The following is a 3,263-nucleotide window of genomic DNA, read 5'->3' as shown; positions in this document are numbered from 1 at the left end:
GATAAAGGCTTATAATATTTCGAGTAAGAGCATGTTTGATTTTTTTGATTTCACTGGTTAATTCATATTTTTTGCACATAGAGATACCCTCACAATCTAATGTGATAAACGTTTGATAAAATTTGAAATGGAAAAATTGGGTTTGAAAGCAGGCGCCCCCGCCGCGCCCGCGCATTATTTACGCAGCGTCTTTTATGGTTTGATCACAAATTTTGATATGACCATTCAATTTTTTGGTATCTATATATGAATTGCCAAAAACACTCACTTGATCACAAATGTATGTATAGCCTGTAATTTTTGCATTTTCATAAATACAAGCATCATCACCAACCACAGCAAAAAACCAAACTTGAGCATTGTCATAAATTCTTGCATTGCCATAAGCTTGCGCATAGCCAGTCAATAAAGCGTTATCATAGATTTTAGCATGACCTTTTATAACAGCCCTGTCAGATACCTCAGCATGATTCAAAACGCAGGCATGATCGTAAACATAAGTTATTCCAAAAACCAAGGCATGATCAGCAACCCTTGCATTGTCATAAATTTTTGCACAATCAAAAACTTTAGCATTGCCTTCAATTTTTGCATTATGGAAAACACTAGCGTAATCACAGACTGTAGCGTGATCAGAAACATGAGCATTATTATAAACACAAGCCTCATCATAGACCCAGCAATTACCATCATGTGATAAGTTACTTTCCTTTTCAATAAAACCGCCGAGGTCGCCCGCCTTTACATCAGCAAAATCTCTAATGGCTTTAATACGGTGTAAAGTATGACCAGCCACACAACGTGTTTCATTAGTCAATTCGTATTTTTTAGACACAGTTATAGCGTTCATAGGTAACTCCCTAAGTTCATATTTGATAAATTTAAAAATGAAATGTTTAAAAGAGGGGCGCCCCCGCCGCGCCCGCGCATTATTTACGCAGCGTCTTTTATAGACTGGTCATTATAGACAATTTCTTTACTACAGACTTCAATATTATTGCGAACCCAAGTGTCACCTTTAATGACCGCATTGCGAAAAATCTTTACATTTGGAAAAATACAAGCATATCCGGAAATTTTCGCATTATCATAAATTTTTGTATCATTAAAAACACAAGCGTAATAATGAACATGAGCATTACCAAAAATATGAGCATCCGGATAAATACGTGCAAAGCCATAAACATGAGCATTGCCATAAATATTGCCAGCCACAACCGCCTTGCCATAAACCCTTGCATTTTCATAAATACAAGCAATATTATTCACATGGGCATACCCACTTACAACGGCATTATCGTAAACCCTTGCATTACTATAAACCTTGGCTTTACCGCCCACCCAGCAATTGCCATCATGTGATAAATTACTTTCACTTTGTATAAACCCGCCTAAATCACCTTTTTTGACGTCTCCAAAATCTCTTAAAGCTCTAATTCTATGAAGGGTTTTAAAGCCAACCTCTATTGTCTCTCCTGTAAATTCGTATTTTTTTGCAGGCTCTTGTTTATTAACAGGCGCGGTTGCATTTGAAATGGAAGAGATAACGGGGGTGTTGTTTGATATATTTTTCATAATTAAAACCTATCTGTTTAAAAGTTTTCAATTGAAACCCTATAAGGGTATCGGGTGTTGAAAACACGGCAGATAGTCCGTTGCTATGCTTTTCCCTCGCGAAGGGTATTGTATAGCATAGCTACACCCGACAAAATCATCATATATGCTAATTAGAGCATAAAAGATAGTCAGTTTTAATAGGATTAGGTTTATCGCAACCTCTTCGCTATCTGTTTAGTGTTTTCATCACTTGAGTATTTATATAACAAAATACGTATTTATTGTCAAACAATATTTTATCTTTTTTGATATTTTTTAAATACGTTGTGTATTGATAATATCTTATGCCTATTAATTGCTTCTTTTATATTTATGTGCTTTTAAAGCTATATTACGGGCTTTGTGAAACGACTGCGTATTTTCTGAATCTATACATTTATAATATTTAGAAACGCTCTCATAATGCATATTTTTAACTTTATAACCTATCAATTTTGTAACTAAATGAATTTTAATTTTTTTGTGAATTTTGTTTATAAGGGGCTCTAATTTAAACAACCTTAATAAGCACCGCGCTCTTATAACCAATGCATTAATTTGCATTTTTGCTTTATTTAAACAAAGCTACTGTTTTTACGCATTCTTTATAACTGTTATATGCTTTATAGCCATGGCATCATTTTTCATTGTCATAAGAGAAGCGATAAATAGAATAATTGTGATTTATTGCCTGTTATGAAAATATCTAAAGAGAGATTGATCATTATAGAGATCAGTAAAATCCCTTTTAATAGGCTTTTGTCAGTTGTGTCAGTTTTGTCAGTTCTTTTTAGACCCTCTATTATTTTTTTTAAATGAGAGAAAATTAAAAACATTATATTTCAATAGGTTATAATTTTAATGATGCAACCTTTATTAAAAGACAACCCATAAATTCAATTCATAATATATATTTGTCAGTTATGTGTCAGTAAATTGAACTGACAAAAGTGATCATTTTAATGAGTCATTAAAACGTGTCTTATGAAAAGCATATGAAATTAAAAACTGATTACGTTATCAAAATCCTTTTTATGAATTTTATCAGTTCTTTTGAATGATAACCTTATGATTTAGAGAATGATTACAACGTGCTTTATGAAAAGCATATGCTCCTTTAAGCCTTTCAAAAGATAGCTTGTAATTCATAAGAAGTGCTATCAAGATCATTATAGTTATGAGTTTAGAGGGTTTTGAAGGTTCCTTTTATCCCCCTTTATATATTATTTTTAATCAAAAATAAAAGTTATTATATTTCAATGCGTTAATGATCTAAATAAACAACCTATATTACAAACAACACATAAATACAATCTAGAATATATATAAAAAGAGGTTTTGAAGGTATTTTGAAGGTTTTAAGCACCTTCAAAACCTATAAGTAATATAAGAAAATGAATATATACAACTCTCTTTAAACAAAGCTTCTGATAACAATAAAGCTATCATTTTAGATTACGGTATAACTTCTTAAAGGCAATCTAAAAAAATTATTTAAAAGTTTAAATCGTATCTTTAATTTGAATTATAAATACATTATTAGACTTTTGATATTAATCAAAGATTTATGATGATGAAGTTTTTTATTTTATTTTATTTTGTTTGTTAATACTCACAGCTTGTGGTCCTTGGGATAATCAAGTAACACACTTGACCGGAATTGTTGA

General features: G+C 31.5%; 2 protein-coding genes. Both read right to left on the bottom strand.

Features of this window, described 5'->3' with window-relative positions:
* Nucleotides 1–178: 178 nt before the first annotated feature.
* The gene (locus ACFIL2_RS08590) at nt 179–835 is read right to left on the bottom strand and encodes a hypothetical protein (RefSeq protein WP_375639575.1); all 657 of its coding nucleotides are present in this window, start codon (nt 833–835) and stop codon (nt 179–181) included.
* A 98-nt stretch (nt 836–933) separates the two neighbouring features.
* Complete coding sequence (locus tag ACFIL2_RS08585) at nt 934–1,575, bottom strand: hypothetical protein (RefSeq protein WP_375639573.1); 642 nt, start codon at nt 1,573–1,575, stop codon at nt 934–936.
* Nucleotides 1,576–3,263: the final 1,688 nt, after the last annotated feature.

This window comes from Bartonella sp. AP30XZML (genome assembly GCF_042195945.1).
Classification (GTDB): domain Bacteria; phylum Pseudomonadota; class Alphaproteobacteria; order Rhizobiales; family Rhizobiaceae; genus Bartonella.
Note: the sequence above shows the minus strand (reverse complement) of the source record. Positions and strands in the feature narration are given on the sequence as shown.

Coding starts and splice junctions, on each gene's coding strand:
- ACFIL2_RS08585 (WP_375639573.1), bottom strand. CDS start 1,575: ATGAAAAATATATCAAACAACACCCCCGTTATCTCTTCCATTTCAAAT.